Origin of the sequence: Mesorhizobium amorphae, from assembly GCF_014843845.1 — a bacterium.
Classification (GTDB): domain Bacteria; phylum Pseudomonadota; class Alphaproteobacteria; order Rhizobiales; family Rhizobiaceae; genus Mesorhizobium; species Mesorhizobium amorphae_A.
In genome coordinates this window covers 1-16,815 of record NZ_JHQS01000006.1, presented here as the reverse complement: position 1 = coordinate 16,815, position 16,815 = coordinate 1, and the positions used below count along the sequence as shown (strand labels likewise).

The window sequence follows — 16,815 nt, the reverse complement described above, 5'->3', positions numbered from 1 at the left end:
TCAGGCCCGCTCGATTTTGAGCCAGCGGGCGCAGGCGAGGTAGGCGACGGTGACGACCGCCATCAGGACGATCGACAGCGCCGACGCCAGCGGGAAATCGCCGCGCCGGCCGATCTGCATCATCACCAACTGCGGCATCAAAAGCTCGTTGTTGCCGCCGAGAATCTGCGGCGTGATGTAGTCGCCGATGCAGAGTACGAAGGTGAGAAAGGCGCCGACCATGATGCCGGGCAGTGTCAGCGGCAGCACGACATGCAGGAAGGTGCGCACCGGCCCGGCGCCGAGATCGGCGGCGGCCTTGCGATAGCTTGGGCTGAGCTGCTTCAGATTGGCGAAGATGGTCAGCGTCAACAGCATGACGAAGAAATGCACGAAGCCGGTGACGGTGGCGAAACGGGTATTGGCGAGCTGCAGCGGCTCGCCGACGAGGCCGAGGCCGGTCAGCGTGCGGTTGATGACGCCGTTCTGCGCCAGCACCAGGAGCCAGGAGTAGGAGCGCACGACATAGGAGGTCCAGAACGGCAGCACGGCCAGCATGAGCGCCAGCCGCTGCCAGCGCTCGGGCACCTGTTCGGCGAGGATCCAGGCAAAGGGGTAGGCGAGCAGCACCGAGACGACGGTGACGATCGTCGTCACCTGCAGCGAGTTCACCATGGCGCGCCAGTAGGACGGATCGGTGAAAAACTGGCTGTAGTTGGCAAAAGTGAAGCCGCCGCCTTCATGCGCCGTGAGGCTGGAAAACCCCATGGCGATGAAGGGCAGCACGAAGAACAGCAATGTCCAGCCGAGCGCCGGCGTGACCAGCGCCCAGGGCAGGGCACGGCCCGCCCGGGGCAGGGCACGCCCGCTGTTGGTGACAGTGCTCATCGCCGGCAGCCGCTCACTGCGCCTGCAGCATTTCGGTCCAGACGTCCTGCATCTTCTTGTCGAGGTCGGCATTCGGCGCGGGGTAGGATTGGGCGCGGGCGAGGAAGTCCGGCTGCTCGTCGAAGCGCAGGATCTTCTTCTGGTCGTCGGTCAGTGCTGCCTTGGTGTTCGACGGCATGCCCCAGTAGCAGGAGGAAGTGGCAAGGCGCGCCTGGCCCTCCGGGGACATGATGTACTGGATGAATTTCAGCGCCATGTCCTTGTTCTTGGAATCCTTGAACATGGCGAGCGACTGCGACCACAGCACCGCGCCTTCCTTGGGGATGGAGAAATCCAGCGCCGGGTTTTCCTTGGCGAGGCCCGCCGTTACCCATTCGCCGCCGCCGACCAATATGTCGACCTCGCCGGTGGCCAGAGCGGTCTGGCTGGCGGTCACTTCGCCGACCAGCTTGGCATTGGCCTTCATCTTGAGAAGCTCGGCCTTGATGGCGGGCAGGTCGGCTTCGGTGAGCTCCGCCGTCTTCTTGCCGATCGCCAAAGCGGCCATGCCGATGACCGGCAGATAGTAGTCGTAGATGGCGATCTTGCCCTTGTATTTGTCACTGGTGAGCGCGGCCAGCGACTGCATGTCGGCCGGATCGACCTTGGTCTTGTTGAAGCCGATCGTGTTGTAGCCGAATTTTTCGGTGATGCCGTAGCGCTTGCCGCCGACGACGGTCGAGCCGTCCATCTTCACCTGCGGGAACAGGTCGGCGACGGGCAGCTTGTCCTCGGGCAACGGCTCGAACAAGCCTTTTTCGACGCCGCGCGGCACGTCGATCGAGTCGATTACCATCACGTCCCAGTCGCCGGGCTGCGACTGTTCTACGATGGCGAGACCGGCGCCGGTGCCCTCGAATTCCTTGACGTTGACCTTGACGCCATTGGCCTCCTCGAAAGGCTGCAGCAGCGCCGGGTCGGCATGGTCGCACCAGATCAGGGCGTTGAGATCGGCGGCCTCTGCGAGACCGCCCGTCGTCAGCAGCAGTGCCGTGGCGGCACAAGCGGCGCGTAGATGGCGGTTCACGATGGAAAGCGGATTCGTGGTGTGTGCGGGCATCGAGTGTTCTCCCTTGCCTTTGTGGCTTCTTGCAAAAAATTGAACCAATTCTAAAATTGAGTCAATTCTGTTTTTATGGCAAGAGGCTTTCATGAGCGGATTGCGGGCAAGGCAAAAGGCGGATCGGCACCGCCGCATCATCGAGGCGGCGGCGGCCCTGTTCCGCGAGGCCGGTTATGAAGGCGCCAAGATCGAGGCCATCGCCGCGCAGGCCGAAGTGTCGATCGGCACGATCTACAATTATTACCAGAACAAGGGCGACATCCTCGGCGCCATCGTCTCGATGGAGGTCAACGAGGTGCTCAATGCCGGGCGCGGCGTGGTCGCCAACCCGCCGGCCAATGTCGGCGATGCGCTGGACACGCTGCTCGGCATTTATGTCGAGCACTCGCTGCATTATCTCAGCAAGGAGATGTGGCGGCAGGCGATGGCGATCTCGACGCAGCTGCCCGACAGTCCGTTCGGCCAGGCCTATACGGCGCTCGACCGGGAACTGACCGAGCAGATCCGCGCGCTGATCGCGCGGCTGCAAGCACTTGGCCTGGTGCGCGCCGACATAGACGGCCCGGCGCTTGGCGAACTGGTCTTCAACAACATGAACATGATGTTCATCGAGTTCGTGAAGCGCGACGAGGCGAAGATACCGGAGCTGCGCGCGGCGATCCGGCGGCAGAACCGGATACTGGTGGCGGCGATTGTCGTGTGTGAGGAGTCAGGCGCAGACAGGAGAAATCCATGACGTCTTCAGCGAACTGGTTGACACAGGAATTGTTGAAGACCGCCATGAGGTTCCGCGCGATCTTGCCGAAGAGACATGGCACCGGATCGGCCATAGTGGACGAATTCCACATCGGGTACAGACCGCCAGAGCGACCTGTTCGGGCGGATCGGGAATTCGGGCCACCACACGCGAGGCGTCCTCGTGCGACGCGCTCGCGCTTCGTAGTGCCATGTGCGATCGCTTGAGCGATCATATGATGAACACGTCGTGATAGCTCAGGGCCGCCCCGGCCGCTAGCTGGGCGATTTGCACCTGGTCGGCCGATTTCGAGCCATCGGGGTCATAGTACAGAACGCCCGTGGTCTGGTTGTAGAGCAGGTAATCGTTGCTGCTGGTGGCGTGTTCGCGCAACTCGAAATACGACGAGTTCACCTGCGTCGGGCTGGATAGGGAACCGGGGCCGAGCTTGGTGAAGACGGCATTGTCGAGATAAAGCGCGTCATCAGCCGCGTGGAAGTCGGTGAGTGTGTCGACATTGCCGGAGCCATAGGCCGTGTTAAACACGAAGGTGTCGTCGCCGGCGCCACCGGTCAGCACGTCGTTGCCACCCCCGCCCCACAGTGTGTCGTCGCCAGCCAGGGCATCATAGCGGTCGGCCGCGCCAGTGCCGACAAAAGTGTCGTTCCCGGTGGTTCCCTTGGCCGGGTCGGTCGGCGGTGTCGGCGGTGACGGCGGTGTCGGCGGTGACGGTGACGGTGACGGGTCGGTCCCGTCATGGGCTGCATGCCAGGCCGCCTTGGCGTTGGCCCAGTAATCGCGGGCCGCCTGGCCTTGCAAGACCGTCCAGCCGGCGGGCGGCATTGGGTAATCGGACGGCAGCGGCGTGTCAGAGAGGTTGAGGTAGTAATTGCCGTGCGACTCGACCGTCTTGTCCCAGGCCCGCTGCAGCCGCTCCATGCCGTTGTGGTTGACGTCGGTGATCGCCACGACACAATCGATAAAGTGCAGGCTGGGCACGACATCGTCAGAGCCTGTGCCCTTGTCGAGTTTGAACGGCGAGCCGTGGGTCATCTCGCCTTTGCGAAGGTACTCTTTCATGCCCAGAAGCATGCCCTCCATGATGACCGTGTTGTCAGACCCATCCACGTCACCGTCACCAAGGCTCACGCCGGAATACACGTTGTCGAACAGGGAATCCCGGATGGCGCCGCCGATGACGTCGTCGTCCTCGACCGCGTCGTCTCGGGAGTAGCCGACATAGCAATCGTCGATCAGGAAGGTGCCAGTGCCGCCGACACGGATGCCATCCCAGGGCTTGGTGATCGTCCAGTCGTCAATGACAAAGCTGTAGGCTGAATTTACACGGACTGCGGCGGAGTTGATGTAGATGCTCTCCCAGTCGCCGGTTTGGGAAACCGTGCCGTTGATCGTGCCGCCCGAAACCAGGAGGTTGTCGCCGGGGCCGGTGATCGAGACGGGATAGCGGTTGGTGGGACTTCCCTGGTTGGCGACGATCCACGAGGCGTTAGTGGCATCGATAATGGTGTCGGCGGCCAGACTGGATGGTTTGTAGCTGCTGTAGCCATAGTCGCCGGTCAAGACGACGGTGCTTCCAAGGGCCATGCTCGGCCACCTTTCATACCCCCCGCCGTTTGTGCCCAAATGCCTGAAGCCAGAAAGGCCTGCACGCACCAAAAGCCCGGTTGCCGGTATCGCGCAAATCACAAAATTTAACAAAATACAAAATATCGGATGGTGATCGGCATCTATATCGAGCACTCGCTGCACTATCTGGCGGCAGGCGATGGCGATCTCTCCGCAGCTGCCCGACAGTCCGTTCGGCCAGGCCTACACCGGGCTCGACCGGGCGCTGACCGAGCAGATTTGCGCGCTGGTCGCGAGGCTGCAGGAGGTCGGTCTGGTGCGGCGCGATATTGACGGGCCAGCGCTGGGCGAGCTGGTGTTCAACAACATGAACATGATGTTCATTGAGTTCGTGAAGCGCGACGAGGCGAAGATACCGGAATTGCGGGCCGCGATTCGCAGGCAGAACCGGATACTGGTGGCGGTGATTGAGGTGTGAATCACGTCGACCATGACCTGCCTGCCGGAAGGCTCAGCGAACGCCTGCAAAGCAGCGCTGCTGACTCAGAGCAGCAGGTGAATTGCCAGAAGCTCGATGATCAGCAAAACGGCGCACACCGCGCCCCCAAGAGCATAGCCCCGCCAATACTGGCGGACATCCTGATCGGTTTGGAATGCTTCTACCCAGAGCCCTGCAGGGACGCCAAGGCAAATAGGGATCGGCATCGTAGCTGGCACGATTATAGCTGGCGCTAAAGCAGGTCGACCCGACATGCGCGGCCCTCTCGACCTCGAAGAGGTCAGAATATTAGTCTTCGCTAACTAATGGCGCAACAAGCTTCCCGGCTGGATCGAAGCACGATGGCGCCGAACGGCGCTCGCACGTCCTGCCGGGCCGCACTACGGCTTTTTGCTTAGGAACTGTGTCCGAGAGCGGCGGTTTCGGAGGGGGAAATTATGATCAAGATGCTCTTCGAACACGGGAGGGCGCGCCATGGCAATGCTTCGACCACGATCCAAGCCCAGAAGGGGCTACCCAAATAGCGACCGGTTCGAAGAAAACGACCGGATTGCCAAGATCTTGCTCGTCATAGCTGCCGCGACTGTCGCAATCTCTGTCATACGCTCGTTACCCTTTTAGATCGTCTCGCAGCAGGCCGCGATGGAGACGGGCGGCGCGCTCAATACGGATCAGTGGGAACAGCACTTGTCGGCTCGATCGAAGCCGCAGTGCTGCCGAGCGCATCGGAAGATCCTCCCTTCAGGGGCGTGAATTCCGACATGTCTGTCAGCGGTCCGCCACCAAAGCGAGGATTTCGGGGGCCGGCGTGACATGTGCGTGGGGTCTGCAGAGATCAGGGTCGATCGCCCGATATCCGAGCAGACTGGCGAGTGGCGCCAGGATTGCGAGCGCCACCCGCTGAATTGCGGGTGGAGGCTGCGTGAAGACGATCACGTCGGCAAATTCGCTGGCGATGACTGCCGCCTGAAGCAGGAAAGGTTTTCCTTTCTTGTCCACCCGACCGGCATTGGCGAGGCCGAAGAGCATGCCGATCAGCAGCTCGAAGCGGTTCGGGTCAATATGGTCCGCGCCGTGCGCCCGTTCGATTTCGATCAGGACGTGCGCCTCGTCGGTCCTGCTGCTGTTCCACCAATCGTGCACCACGCCTGCCTCGACCGTTGCCGATTGGCCGGGTCCCAGAGAAAATGTCTTGCCGGCTATGGAGGCATCGAGCCGGCCGCTGACGACGGCAAACCGTTCGATCATGTTCGGATGGAAGTGCTCGCCAACGACAGCGGCGCCTGGCCGCGCGGTCAGATGAACGATGCCTGGCCCCTGGCCGCGGTCTTCGGTGCCACGCAGGATCACGGCAAATTCGCCGGTCACCTTGTTCTCGTAGACGTCTCCACAACGTGACATGGATCATCTCGTATTTCTGGAATGCCGGCGCATCGAAAACAGGAGATTGACGTTCTGGCTGCGAACTGGTGCCCCCGGACGGAATCGAACCGCCGACCTTCGGTTTACAAAACCGCTGCTCTACCAGCTGAGCTACAAGGGCACGGCGCTCCGGTAGCATATTTCGTGCGCCAGTAAAGTCAAAACTCCATTCTTGGTTGCTAATGGACCCTGTCGAGGCGGCAGGGCAGGCATGCTGAAAACCGCCAATTCGTTTCCTACATATGATGGAGGTGCAATCGCCTTAGCGAGGGTGTCGCATGATCAGATTCGTCATCATTCTTCCGCTTGTCGTGGTGGCCTTTCTTCTCCTGGTCAGGCTCGTCAAGGATGTGAAGAACGCCAATATCGACTGGACCGGCGTCACCACCATCATCGGCTTCATCGCGCTGGCCTTCTGGCTGCGCCATGTCACCGGCATGGGGTAGGGAGTGGATTGGGGAGTAGTGAATAGTCGGTAGTCAGTAGTGAGCCGCAGCTTTGTCGTGCGCGGGTCTCACTGCATCGCTGACAACTGTGCTGCCGGCAGGTCGAGAGCGCGGTCCAACGACCGCCCAAAAGAACGCCTCAGCCCCTTGGCGAAAAAAATCGAAGATTTGTCGAACCTTTTTCCGGCTCGCCGCGACTGACGATCAAGAGGCGGATGGATCGCCTCTCCAACGAAACCAGGAGATCGTCATGTTCAAACGCACACTCGTTTCCGGCCTGATCGCCACGACCGTCGCCGCCGCCACGCTGGCCGGCACCATCCAGCCCTCGCCCGCCCACGGCCATCATCACCACCGCGAAATCGGCATCGGCATTGCCGCCGGCGTCGGCGGGTTTGTCCTTGGCAGCCTGCTCGCCCAGCAGCCGCGCCCGGTCTATGTCGAGGACTATGGCGAGTCGCGGCACGTCCGTCGTTGCCTCGCCCGCTATGCCAGCTACGACCCGTACTCCGACACCTATGTCGGCTATGACGGCTACCGTCATTACTGCCGTCTCTGAGAGGAGGTGAACCGCTTCAGGCAAATGGAAGAAGGGGCTCCTCCGTGCCCCTTTTCCGCTGCCTGCGGGGTTCGGCTCCTGTTGGATCGGTCGACTGTCAATGTCGGCGCCGCCCGCGCCCGGCGGTGTACAGCGATTTTCCGAACGTTTAATCTCTCCTCCACGGCCAACGGAGAGGAGGGATCCTTGGACGAACAGGATCCGAAGGAAGACCTGATCGAGCCGGTTTTTCGCAACGGCACGGTCACCACCGTCGGCATTCTGCTGGCGTTTTCGCTGGGCTTCATCACCCATTGGGCCGCCAACCCGATCCCCTGGCAAACCTACCATCTGCTCGCCGTCGTGCCGATCCTGATCGGCATCGCGCTGCAGATGCGGGCGCTGTCGATGCTGCTCGATGTCCAGTCGCTGCAAAGGCGCATCTACGAGCACGCCAACCGCATCTTCATCGCGGGTCTCATCTTCACCGCAAGCGGCGTCGGGCTGGCGATCCTGCTCGATGTCCTCGAGGTTGCGGGCAAGAGCGCTCTGCCGGGCGGTTAGCGGGCCGCTGCTGCGCTCAAGCTGTCCTGGCAGATGTCGCACCATTCGGCGCCGACCAGTCCGGCCATGCGCTCGACGCCTATTCTCACCGCAGCATTGGTTGCGCCGGCTGCCGGCACGACCTCTTCGAAGGCGCGCAGCGAGACGTCGCAATAGACCGGCAGCGGCGAGGCGAGGCCGAAGGGGCAGACGCCGCCGACCGGGTGGCCGGTGATATCAGCCACCTGTTCGGCATCGAGCATGCGCGGCTTGCCGCCGAAGGCATCGCGCGTCTTGCGGTTGTCGATGCGCGCGTCGCCACGGGCGACGACCAGCAGAACCCGGTCGCCGGCGCGCATGCAGATGGTCTTGGCAATTTGCCCCGGCTCGACACCATGCGCCTCGGCCGCGAGGGTCACGGTCGCCGAGCTTGTCGGCGTTTCGATCACCTCGATGTCGGGGGCATGTTCGGCGAAGAAGGCTTTGACGGACTGGAGGCTCATTCTCTTCAGGCGGGAACTGGCGGCTTTGGAAGGTTGGCGCAGACTTGGCCGTCACCGGCCGCGTGTCAAGGCGAGCGCGCGGCGGTGATGTCGAAGAGTGATCCCGGTGCATCGGCGCTGCCTTGTGTAGAAGGGTTCGAAAGGCCGCCGATCATCCGGGTGATTTCCGTCGCCGCCTCGCGCACCAACGGCCCGATCTCGGCCAGCCGCTCCTGCGTCACCCGTACCGTCGGCCCCGACACCGAAACGCCGCCGATTGGCTCGCCGAACTCGTTGAAGATGGCGGCGGCGACGCAGCGCATTCCGGGATGCCGCTCCTCGTCGTCGACCGACCAGCCGCGCAGCTTGATCCGCACCAGATCGTGGGCCAGCGCGGAGATGTCGGACAGCGTGTTTTCGGTAAACCGCTCCAGCCCCGCCTTGCGCAGGATGGCGCCGACGCGCTCGGGTTCCAGATGCGCCAGCACCGCCTTGCCGATGCCGGAAGCATGAAACGAGCTGCGCGTGCCCGGCCGGAAGAAGGCGCGGATCGCCTGATGCGTCTCAACCTGGCTGACGAAGACGACGCAATCGTCCTCGGCGACGCCGAGATTGGCGGTCTCGCCGGTCTTTTCCATCAATTCCTGCATGACGATGCGGGCGCGGTCGACCAGCTTGCGCCGGCGCAGGAACGCCGCGCCCATACGATAGGTTTCGACGCCGATCGACCACAGCTGGTCGGTGCTTTCGAACTCGACCATGCCGTGGTTTTGCAGCGTCGTCAGCATGCGGTAGGCGGTCGACGCGGCGAGGCCGCTCTGCGCGGCGATCTCGCTCAGCGACAGGCCGCTGCCTTCGGCAACGATGGCCAGGATGCGCAGCGCCCGGTCCAGCGACTGCACCGAAGCGGCCTCGGAGGGGCCGTTGAAGGCGCGGGGACGGCCGCGCTGGCGCTTTTCGGTTGTTTCCATGGCGCCATTCTTGCCGATTTCGCCAAACAAGCAATGAAAAAGTTTTTCACGCGTTTGCGTGGTTGAATTGTGGAAAACGGAAAACCCAATAAAATCAGTCTGTAATCGCCGCTTTCTAGAAATGAAAAAATATTCTGAAAAAATTGAAAAATGTCTAGAACGCTGCCATCCTTGGCCATCAACACATTTGCGGAGGCTGGACATGGCCAGGATGCGCGCTGTCGACGCAGCGGTTCTCGTTCTCGAAAAGGAAGGCATCACCTGCGCCTTCGGCGTGCCGGGCGCGGCGATCAACCCGTTCTACTCGGCACTGAAGGCGAGGGGCACAGTCCGCCATATCCTGGCGCGCCATGTCGAAGCGGCCTCGCACATGGCCGAAGGCTATACACGGACCAAGGCCGGCAACATCGGCCTTTGCATCGGCACCTCCGGCCCGGCCGGCACCGACATGATCACCGGGCTCTATTCGGCGGCGGCCGATTCCATCCCGATCCTGTGCATCACCGGCCAGGCGCCGCGTGCCAGGCTGAACAAGGAGGATTTTCAGGCCGTCGACATCGCCGCGATCGCAGCGCCCGTCGCGAAATGGGCGGTCACGGTCATGGAGCCCTATCTGGTGCCGATGGCGCTGCAGAAGGCCTTTCATCTGATGCGCTCGTCGCGGCCGGGTCCGGTGCTGATCGACCTGCCGGTCGATGTGCAACTGGCCGAGATCGAGTTCGACATCGACGCCTACGAGCCGCTTGTCCCGTTCAAGCCGGCGATGACGCGCGCCCAGGCCGAGAAGGCACTGGCGATGCTCAACGCAGCCGAAAAGCCGCTGATCGTCGCCGGCGGCGGCATCATCAATGCCGACGCGTCCGATCTTTTGATCGAATTCGCCGAGATCACCGGCGTGCCGGTCATTCCGACGCTGATGGGCTGGGGCGCGATCCCCGACGACCATCGGCTGATGGCCGGCATGTGCGGGCTGCAGACCTCGCACCGCTACGGCAATGCGACCATGCTGGAAGCCGACTTCGTTTTCGGCATCGGCAACCGCTGGGCCAACCGCCACACCGGCTCGGTCGATGTCTACACCAAGGGCAAGAAGTTCATCCACGTCGATATCGAGCCTACGCAGATAGGCCGCGTCTTCGCGCCGGATCTCGGCGTCGTCTCGGATGCGGGTGCAGCGCTGAAGATATTGCTCGACGTCGCCACTGAATGGCGGACGGCGGGAAAGCTGCGCGACTGGTCGGGTTGGGCGAAAGAATGCCAGCAGCGCAAGAAGACGATGAAGCGCAAGACGCATTTCGAGCAGGTGCCGCTGAAGCCGCAGCGCGTCTATGAGGAGATGAACAAGGCGTTCGGCCGCGATACCACCTATGTCACTACGATCGGGCTGTCGCAGATCGCCGGCGCGCAGTTCCTGCATGTCTACAAGCCGCGCAACTGGATCAATTGCGGCCAGGCCGGACCGCTCGGCTGGACGCTGCCGGCAGCGCTCGGCGTGCGCGCCGCCGATCCCGACCGCACCATCGTGGCGCTGTCCGGCGACTACGACTTCCAGTTCATGATCGAGGAACTGGCGGTCGGCGCACAGCACAAATTGCCCTACATCCATGTCGTGGTGAACAATGCCTATCTCGGCCTGATCCGCCAGGCGCAGCGTGGCTTTTCGATGGATTTCGAGGTCAGCCTCGCCTTCGAGAACGTCAACCGCGCCAACGATCCCGAAGCCGGCTACGGTGTCGACCATGTCGCGGTCGCCGAGGCGATGGGCTGCAAGGCGGTCAGGGTGAGGAAGCCGGAGGAGTTCGCCGGCGCCTTCAAGCAGGCGCAGCGGCTGATGAAGGAGCATCAGGTTCCGGTCGTGCTCGAATTCATCCTCGAGCGCGTCACCAACATTTCCATGGGCACGGAGATCGACAAGATCACCGAATTCGAGGAGCTTGCCGAAAGCCACGAGGATGCGCCGACTGCCATCGTGATGTTGGATTAGGCCCGGGCGGGAACAAGGAGAAAAAGAATGCCGCGTTTTTCAGCCAATCTGTCGATGCTCTTTGGCGAGCATGGGTTCCTCGATCGCTTCGATGCGGCGGCCCGCGCCGGCTTCAAGGGCGTCGAATATATCGGCCCCTATGACCATGCGCCTGAGGTGGTCGCGGCGCGGCTGAAGAAGAATGGCCTGACACAGGTGCTGTTCAATCTGCCGGCCGGCGACTGGGGCAAGGGCGAGCGCGGCATCGCCGTGCTGCCGGACCGCGTGCCGGAATTCCGGCAAGGCGTGGCCAAGGCGATCAGCTATGCGCATGCGCTCGGCTGCGAGCAGATCAACTGCCTCGCCGGCATCGCGCCGCAAGATGCGGATCGCTCCGCGCTGGAGAACGTCTTCGCCGAGAACCTGGCCTTCGCGGCCGAGAAGCTGGAGCAGGCCGGCATCCGGCTGCTGATCGAGCCGATCAACACGCGTGACATTCCGGGTTTCTTCCTCACCCATTCCGATCAGGCGCTGGCGCTGATCGACCGCATCGGCTCGAAGAACCTGTTCCTGCAATACGACATCTATCACATGCAGATCATGGAGGGGGATCTCGCCCGTACCATCGAGGCAAACCTCGGCCGCATCGCGCATATCCAGCTTGCGGACAATCCCGGCCGTCACGAGCCGGGGACGGGCGAGATCAACTATCCTTTCCTCTACGAGCATATCGACCGCATCGGCTACTCAGGCTGGGTCGGCGCGGAATACAAGCCGAAGGCGGCGACGGAGGCTGGGCTTGGGTGGTTCAGGGCGTTTGCCGGGCAGGGGAGCGCGGCGGCTTAGAGCCGACGCCGAAACTGCCGATCTCCCCCCAAGTGGGGGAGATGGCCGGCAGGCCAGAGGGGGCGCGAAGGAACGCGGCCTCAGCAAACAGTTTCGACGGAGAACAACAATGGAAACCATCGGCTTCATCGGCCTCGGCATCATGGGCGCACCGATGGCGGGGCATCTGCTGGGTGCCGGCTACACAGTCGTCTCCAGCGATCATCGTTCCAAACCACCCGCCGATCTCGTTGCCAAGGGGCTGAAGACCGTCACCGGCCATGACGCCGTGGCCAAGGCAGCCGACATCATCATCCTGATGGTTCCCGACACGCCGCAAGTGGCCGATGTGCTGTTCGGCGAGAACGGTGTCGCGTCCGGCCTGTCGAAGGGCAAGCTGGTCATCGACATGAGCTCGATCTCGCCCATCGCGACCAAAGAGTTCGCCAAGAAGATCAACGATCTCGGCTGCGACTATCTCGACGCGCCGGTTTCGGGCGGTGAGGTCGGTGCCAAGGCGGCGTCGCTGACCATCATGGTTGGCGGCGAGGACAAGGCGTTCGAACGCGCCAAGCCGGTATTCGAAAAGATGGGCAAGAACATCACGCTGGTCGGGCCGAACGGCGTCGGACAGACGACCAAGGTCGCCAACCAGATTGTCGTCGCGCTGACCATTGAAGCCGTCGCCGAAGCGCTTGTTTTTGCATCGAAAGCCGGAGCCGACCCGGCCAAGGTGCGTCAGGCGCTGATGGGCGGGCTGGCCGCCTCGCGCATCCTCGAAGTCCATGGCGAACGCATGGTCAAGCGCACCTTCGCGCCGGGTTTTCGGATCGAACTGCACCAGAAGGATCTGAACCTGGCGCTGGAAGGCGCCAAGGCGCTCGGTGTCTCTCTACCCAACACCTCGACCACGCAGCAGCTGTTTAATTCCTGCGCGGCCAATGGCGGGGCGAAAGAGGACCACTCGGCGCTGGTTCGTGCACTGGAGCGGATGGCGGGACATGAGGTTAGTGAGTAGTGAATGGTCAGTAGTGAGTAGTCGCAATCTTCGCTACTCACTACTCCACTACTTACTACTCGCTAGAAACTTCCTCGCCGCATAAAGGCTCACCGCCGCTGCGTTCGACACGTTGAGCGATCTGATCGCGCCCGGCATGTCGAGGCGGGCCAGCGTCGTTACCGTCTCGCGCGTCTTCTGGCGCAGACCCTTGCCTTCGGCGCCGAGTACCAGCGCGATCTTTTCGCCTGAAAAACTGGTTTCGAGCTCCACCGGCCCGTCCGAATCGAGGCCGATGGTCTGGAATCCGGCTTCGTGCAGTTGTGCCAGCGCGTCGGCCAGGTTCTTTACCTCGATCTGGTCGATGTGTTCCAGCGCGCCGGAGGCCGATTTTGCCAGCACGCCGGATTCCTGCGGGCTGTGGCGGGCCGTGGTGATCAGCGCGCCGGCGCCGAAGGCGACCGCCGAGCGCAGGATGGCGCCGACATTGTGCGGGTCGGTGACCTGGTCGAGCACCAGCACCAGTTTTGTGTCGCCAAGCGCATCGAGGCGCTTCGGCTTCAGCGGCTCGGCCTCGATCAGCACACCCTGATGGACGGCGTCCGAACCGGTGATCCTGTCGATCTCCTTCGGTTCGACCAGTTCGGCCTTGAAGGGCAAAGCGGCGAGGTCGGCGATCGCCAGCCGCTCGGCGGCGTTGCGCGTCACCAGCATTTTCCGGATCCGCCGGCGCGGATTGTCGAGGGCCGCCCGCACCGTGTGCAGGCCGTAAAGCCTGACCAGACCGTCGGCCGCGTTCTCGCCGGCCGGCACCGGCTGGCGCGGCCGGAATGCCGGCGCGCCACCGGCCTTCTCGTCGCGGTGGGCGCGACGCAGCTTGGCGTAATGGGTGTCTTTCGGGGTCTTGGGCTTGGTGTCGTTGCTCATGGCCGGCTTCTATAGCCGTGTCGTCGGGCCGTGGATACTGGCAGAAAGCCGGCTTGCCGGGCGGGGTGTCAAATTCAGCGCATTTTGCCGAGAGGTTGCGGTTGACACCCAAAGGCCTTGCCGCCATAAGGCGCTTCGCTGATTTCGGACAAAACCTAGGTTTCGACCTGATCGGCGAGAATGCCTCGTTGCAAGGCTTCGACGGCAGGCTGGAGAGGTGCCCGAGTGGTTAAAGGGGACGGACTGTAAATCCGTTGGCTTAGCCTACGTTGGTTCGAATCCAACCCTCTCCACCACTGCCAGCCCGTAAGCCTTGAGACGAGACGATGCGGGTATAGCTCAGTGGTAGAGCAGCAGCCTTCCAAGCTGAATATGCGGGTTCGATTCCCGCTACCCGCTCCAGATTCCACCAAGATCATGAACACCGAGGCGCTGCGCGCCGTATGTCGTCGCCGGCTTCATCGGCGCAAGATCGTCAAACCGGCCACAGCTCTTCTAGCAACTGCCTGAAAAGCATCCCGCCCTGCGGTTGGCAGGTCCAGCCCTCACGTGTAGAGGCTGCGCGACGCCGCGGTGACTGGCGGCGTCACTGCAGGCCTCGGGTCGGGCGCTGCGTGCAAACAGATGCAGGGGGACGGCAATGGCGATTGAATCGAAAGAGCTTGCGGTCACCTACTATCCGATCCCGAAAAGCGGCAGCAGCAGCGTCAAATATGCGTTGATTGCACTTGGCGGGAAGGACATCGATTTTCCCGACCCTGACAACGAAGTCCACAGCCATCTGCCGACAAATCATGTCGATCCCTTCCATCCGCTGCGCGATGCGCACAAGCGCCGGTTCACCATTGTTCGCGATCCGCTGGAGCGGCTTCTCTCGGCCTATTCCAGCCGGATCCGCGATGCGCGGGTGATGGCCAGACCGTCGGCTGATAAGGACAAGCTCGAAGGCTTCGGCATCCCCGTCGATCCGGATCTCGACACGTTCATCCTCAACATCGAGAAATATTGTGCGTGTTCGTGGGAGGTCCGGTTCCACGTCGCGTCGGTGCGCCATTTCACCGGCAGCAACCTGTTCCAGTTCGAGCGGGTCTTCAGGTTCGAGCGCATGGACGAGGTCGGCGCGTTTTTTTCCACTCTCGGCGGGCGGGCGCTGGATCTGCCTCGGCTGCAGGCGGCGGCAACGAAATTCGGGCCATCGGACATGTCGTCCGAGGCGCTCGCCAAGGCAATGCGGTTCTGCCGCTACGACTATGGCTTTCTGGTCGACTATTACGACCCAGGCAGATGGGGAGGCATTCCCGAGGGCGATGCCGGCGAGCCCTCGACGCTGCATGCCTACGGCGATCCGGCAGCCTGGCGTGACGGCCGCCTCATTTTCCCCAGAACGCCGCGCAACTTCCTGCACTTCATGTCCAAGCGGCCGCTGGTCGAACGCGGCTTGGTCTAGAGATCAGGCGACGACGGTCAGCCGGCGCTTGCGCTCGTCGAGCGACACGATGGCGAGGCCGCTTGCCACCACCAGCAGGATGCCGCAGACGGCAAGTGCATTGGGAAACTGCCCGAACACCAGCAGGCCGGAGATAACCGCCCAGACGGTGAAGCAATAGTAGAATGGCGCCACCGCGCTCGTCGGCCCGACGCGATAGGCCATGAAGATGAAGAAATGGCCGAAGATCAGGAAGAAACCGGCGCCTGCAATCAGCGCCAGGTGACGGGCCTCGGGCATCACCCATGGCTCGGAAACCAGATGCGCGGCGCCGGCGCCGACCAGCACTACCAGGACCGCTGACATGGCGACGATCATCCCCGGAACGTCGGCGCCGACCTTGCGGCCGGCGAGATCGCGTGCGGCCGACAGCACCGCATTGCCGAGCGCCAGCAAGGCATAGACCGATATCCCTTGCATCGTCGGCTGCGCCACCATCAGCGCGCCGATGAAGCCAAGCCCGATCAGCGCCATGCGCGCGCCGCCGATCCGTTCGCCGAACAGGATCGAGGAGCCGACCAGCATCAGCAGCGGCGTGATCTGCCCGAGCGCGGTGGCATCGGCGATTTGCATGTTGGCCAGCGCCACCACGTAGCAAAGGATCGCCGCCAGTTCGAAGAGGTTTCTGCGCAAAACCCTTTTGTCGAGGATCAGCGGCACCTGCTTGCGATAGCCGAGCAGCAGCAACAGCGGCATCCCCCACAGGCCAGCAGCGACGCCGCGCAGAAACAGCACCTCGTAGGACGGCAGCCCTGAGGTCGCGAGTTTCATCATCGTGTCGTTGACCAGGTAGAACCCGGTCGAAACGACCATGAACAACGGGCCGCGGATGTTTGTGGGAATGAACTGCATCGGTCGACCAAATCAGACCGATGCGGCGGCGGCAATGGGCCAGGCCCGCGCTGTAAATCCGGCAAGGGCAGGGGATTGCGGCTCTGACGAGGCGGGGCTCTCGCCTATTTCATTTCCTGGCTGGCGTTCCTATATGCACGCCATATCCCCCGAAAATCGGATCGCAGGTTCGGACCGACTGAGAGAGCGCTCAGCCACAAGGCACTTGTGTTTTGCAGCCGTAGTCGCTAATCGCCCCGCATTCGACAGAACTGAAGGTCCAGGCCGTCCAAGGAAAGAGACTATGGCAAAAGGTAAATTCGAGCGCACTAAGCCTCATGTGAACATCGGCACGATCGGCCACGTCGATCATGGCAAGACGTCGCTGACGGCGGCGATCACGAAGTATTTTGGCGAATACAAGCGCTATGACCAGATCGATGCGGCGCCGGAAGAGAAGGCCCGCGGCATCACCATCTCGACGGCGCATGTCGAATACGAGACGGCCAACCGCCACTATGCCCACGTCGACTGCCCCGGCCACGCCGACTATGTGAAGAACATGATCACCGGTGCCGCGCAGATGGACGGCG

The 16,815-nt window shown here is 62.5% G+C and carries 18 protein-coding genes and 3 tRNA genes; 12 read left to right on the top strand and 9 right to left on the bottom strand.

What is annotated here, in order from left to right; all coding sequences use genetic code 11:
• Positions 1–867: an ABC transporter permease gene (locus DH08_RS01185; RefSeq protein WP_192177508.1), complete on the bottom strand. Its 867-nt coding sequence runs from the start codon at positions 865–867 to the stop codon at positions 1–3.
• A gap of 13 nt (positions 868–880) precedes the next feature.
• On the bottom strand, positions 881–1,966 hold the full coding sequence (locus tag DH08_RS01180) for a polyamine ABC transporter substrate-binding protein (RefSeq protein ID WP_192177507.1): 1,086 nt from the start codon (positions 1,964–1,966) through the stop codon (positions 881–883).
• Positions 1,967–2,057: 91 nt separating this feature from the next.
• Between DH08_RS01180 and DH08_RS01175 the strand changes: the two genes are divergently transcribed.
• Entirely contained in the window at positions 2,058–2,705 is a 648-nt protein-coding gene (locus DH08_RS01175; protein WP_192177506.1) for a TetR/AcrR family transcriptional regulator, read from the top strand.
• A gap of 231 nt (positions 2,706–2,936) precedes the next feature.
• On the opposite strand, the gene DH08_RS01170 is transcribed toward DH08_RS01175, so the two are convergent.
• A complete protein-coding gene (locus DH08_RS01170; RefSeq protein WP_192177505.1) occupies positions 2,937–4,286 on the bottom strand; it encodes a calcium-binding protein in 1,350 nt (449 codons plus the stop codon).
• A 205-nt stretch (positions 4,287–4,491) separates the two neighbouring features.
• Between DH08_RS01170 and DH08_RS01165 the strand changes: the two genes are divergently transcribed.
• The gene (locus DH08_RS01165) at positions 4,492–4,770 is read left to right on the top strand and encodes a hypothetical protein (RefSeq protein WP_246800648.1); all 279 of its coding nucleotides are present in this window, start codon (positions 4,492–4,494) and stop codon (positions 4,768–4,770) included.
• Between the two features lie 789 nt (positions 4,771–5,559).
• Here the strand turns inward: DH08_RS01165 and DH08_RS01160 are convergent.
• Both DH08_RS01160 and DH08_RS01155 read right to left on the bottom strand, forming a co-directional pair.
• A complete protein-coding gene (locus tag DH08_RS01160; protein WP_192177504.1) occupies positions 5,560–6,192 on the bottom strand; it encodes a cupin domain-containing protein in 633 nt (210 codons plus the stop codon).
• 66 nt (positions 6,193–6,258) lie between these two features.
• Positions 6,259–6,334, bottom strand: a tRNA-Thr gene (locus DH08_RS01155).
• Positions 6,335–6,491: 157 nt separating this feature from the next.
• Here DH08_RS01155 and DH08_RS01150 point away from each other — a divergent pair.
• From DH08_RS01150 to DH08_RS01140, 3 genes are all read left to right on the top strand, one after another.
• Positions 6,492–6,659 (top strand): hypothetical protein, encoded by a 168-nt coding sequence (locus DH08_RS01150; RefSeq protein ID WP_192177503.1) that lies wholly within the window; start codon positions 6,492–6,494, stop codon positions 6,657–6,659.
• A 250-nt stretch (positions 6,660–6,909) separates the two neighbouring features.
• Positions 6,910–7,218, top strand: a complete 309-nt coding sequence (locus DH08_RS01145) for a BA14K family protein (RefSeq protein ID WP_192177502.1) — start codon at positions 6,910–6,912, stop codon at positions 7,216–7,218.
• Between the two features lie 186 nt (positions 7,219–7,404).
• Positions 7,405–7,761, top strand: a complete 357-nt coding sequence (locus tag DH08_RS01140) for a hypothetical protein (RefSeq protein ID WP_192177501.1) — start codon at positions 7,405–7,407, stop codon at positions 7,759–7,761.
• Here the strand turns inward: DH08_RS01140 and DH08_RS01135 are convergent.
• Both DH08_RS01135 and bhcR read right to left on the bottom strand, forming a co-directional pair.
• Complete coding sequence (locus tag DH08_RS01135; RefSeq protein ID WP_192177500.1) at positions 7,758–8,243, bottom strand: YbaK/EbsC family protein; 486 nt, start codon at positions 8,241–8,243, stop codon at positions 7,758–7,760. The two genes, DH08_RS01140 and DH08_RS01135, sit on opposite strands and share 4 nt — an antisense overlap.
• A gap of 65 nt (positions 8,244–8,308) precedes the next feature.
• Positions 8,309–9,193 carry an HTH-type transcriptional regulator BhcR gene (bhcR, locus tag DH08_RS01130; protein WP_192177499.1) on the bottom strand — a complete coding sequence of 295 codons (885 nt, stop codon included), beginning with the start codon at positions 9,191–9,193 and terminating at the stop codon, positions 8,309–8,311.
• Positions 9,194–9,395: 202 nt separating this feature from the next.
• Between bhcR and gcl the strand changes: the two genes are divergently transcribed.
• From gcl to DH08_RS01115, 3 genes are read left to right on the top strand one after another with little or no spacing between them, the layout of a single operon-like run.
• The gene (gene gcl / locus DH08_RS01125; protein WP_192177498.1) at positions 9,396–11,177 is read left to right on the top strand and encodes a glyoxylate carboligase; all 1,782 of its coding nucleotides are present in this window, start codon (positions 9,396–9,398) and stop codon (positions 11,175–11,177) included.
• Positions 11,178–11,204: 27 nt separating this feature from the next.
• On the top strand, positions 11,205–12,002 hold the full coding sequence (otnI, locus tag DH08_RS01120) for a 2-oxo-tetronate isomerase (protein ID WP_192177497.1): 798 nt from the start codon (positions 11,205–11,207) through the stop codon (positions 12,000–12,002).
• Entirely contained in the window at positions 11,956–12,999 is a 1,044-nt protein-coding gene (locus tag DH08_RS01115) for a 2-hydroxy-3-oxopropionate reductase (RefSeq protein WP_345892329.1), read from the top strand. Before otnI ends, DH08_RS01115 begins: the two co-directional genes overlap by 47 nt.
• Before the next feature lie 48 nt (positions 13,000–13,047).
• Here DH08_RS01115 and DH08_RS01110 read toward each other — a convergent pair whose 3' ends face one another.
• Positions 13,048–13,905, bottom strand: a complete 858-nt coding sequence (locus DH08_RS01110; RefSeq protein WP_192177495.1) for a TrmH family RNA methyltransferase — start codon at positions 13,903–13,905, stop codon at positions 13,048–13,050.
• 211 nt (positions 13,906–14,116) lie between these two features.
• Between DH08_RS01110 and DH08_RS01105 the strand changes: the two genes are divergently transcribed.
• The 3 genes from DH08_RS01105 to DH08_RS01095 all read left to right on the top strand — a co-directional run bounded on the left by DH08_RS01105 (position 14,117) and on the right by DH08_RS01095 (position 15,352).
• Positions 14,117–14,201, top strand: a tRNA-Tyr gene (locus tag DH08_RS01105).
• Between the two features lie 32 nt (positions 14,202–14,233).
• A tRNA-Gly gene (locus DH08_RS01100) sits at positions 14,234–14,307 on the top strand.
• 238 nt (positions 14,308–14,545) lie between these two features.
• Complete coding sequence (locus tag DH08_RS01095) at positions 14,546–15,352, top strand: sulfotransferase family 2 domain-containing protein (protein WP_192177494.1); 807 nt, start codon at positions 14,546–14,548, stop codon at positions 15,350–15,352.
• Positions 15,353–15,355: 3 nt separating this feature from the next.
• Here DH08_RS01095 and DH08_RS01090 read toward each other — a convergent pair whose 3' ends face one another.
• The gene (locus tag DH08_RS01090) at positions 15,356–16,243 is read right to left on the bottom strand and encodes a DMT family transporter (protein WP_192177493.1); all 888 of its coding nucleotides are present in this window, start codon (positions 16,241–16,243) and stop codon (positions 15,356–15,358) included.
• Between the two features lie 283 nt (positions 16,244–16,526).
• Here DH08_RS01090 and DH08_RS01085 point away from each other — a divergent pair.
• Positions 16,527–16,815, top strand: a 289-nt coding sequence (locus DH08_RS01085; RefSeq protein ID WP_192177492.1) for a GTP-binding protein, incomplete at its 3' end; no start/stop codon positions are given.